Raw genomic sequence first — 1,109 nt, forward strand, 5'->3', positions numbered from 1 at the left:
GCCTCACGCAGGTGCCATTGCACATTCCACCAATGACGTTTTCCCGCCCAAAGCGATGTCCAAACCGTCAGCTCCGCCTCGTGCCACAGGTAATGCAGCAGCCCGCGCAACGACAGCCTTTTCGCCTCACCCGAAACGCTGTCGGCGCCCGGACCAGCCTGCGGCGAGGCCGCGCGACTGCCGATCTTCGATAGGCTGAAATCCAACTTCAGCGCCGCCATCCCGCTCTGCGGGTCGAGCTGTATGGCGCTGCCCATAAGGGCACTAAGACCAGAAAGGTCGTACGGAGACTCGTATGACGCACATGAGGGATCGTGCTCACCGCCGCTGAGCGGCATGCGTTTGATCACGTAAAGGCTGCCCATGCGCGCGATGTACATGGGCAGACCGTCGCCCCGGCACATGCACAACGGCCGCTCGTGCCGTTGATGAGCGGCCGTCAGAGCTTCCTGAAGCTCAGGTGTATCCTCCGCGTAGACCGCGCCACCAATTCTGAACCGCCGCATCACCTCCAAAGCTCCAGGTCGCCGCCGCATCCCTGTGGCCGTATTGAGTCACGACTTTGCAGAGGGCGCAACCCGCTTACCTGGATAATCGCGAAAGCAGAGCGAGGCCGCATGGAGTGGTGACCGGGCGCCGGGAGAGCAGCAGCGACCACGGTGGCGGTTGCGCTCTCGCGAGGAATGACTGACGCGGCCGAGGCCCTCGATGCGGATGATCGATGTTTCTAGGGGATGGGCGGTCGCTGCGTTTGCGCCCTTCCGACATTGGCCGGCGCTGGAGAGGCAGAGGGGAGGCCGGGAGGCGGCGGCGGGTCGAGGCCAGGAGAGAGGCTCCCGGCGCCCGTCGCGGAGAACAACCATGACCCATATGGAAATTCAGGCACCGCCGCGCATTGTGCCCAACGGCTACAAGGTGGACGTCAGCCGCGGCCAGCGCATCGGCCGCGTGTCGTCGGAATGGTTCAACCGGCCTGCCGACGAACGCTACCTGTCGCTCACCGATCTCCACAATTCGGTGAAACGGCGGTCCGAACGAAGCAAGACCCGGATCGTCGAAAGCGAGGCTATCCGCGTCGAAGCCTCTCGCGACAATCCCGAGCGGCTGGC

1 protein-coding gene and 1 pseudogene are annotated in these 1,109 nt (G+C 64.3%); one reads left to right on the plus strand and one right to left on the minus strand.

What is annotated here, in order from left to right:
- A partial coding sequence (locus tag EOA75_RS33120) for a DUF1173 family protein (RefSeq protein WP_127326158.1) occupies positions 1 to 506 on the minus strand: 506 nt, incomplete at its 3' end.
- Positions 507 to 861: 355 nt separating this feature from the next.
- On the opposite strand from EOA75_RS33120, the pseudogene EOA75_RS33125 reads away from it, so the two are divergent.
- Positions 862 to 1,109: pseudogene (locus tag EOA75_RS33125) on the plus strand (hypothetical protein); the annotation flags it as partial.

The sequence above is a fragment of the Mesorhizobium sp. M1A.F.Ca.IN.022.07.1.1 genome, from assembly GCF_003997575.1.
In the GTDB taxonomy this organism is placed as follows: domain Bacteria; phylum Pseudomonadota; class Alphaproteobacteria; order Rhizobiales; family Rhizobiaceae; genus Mesorhizobium.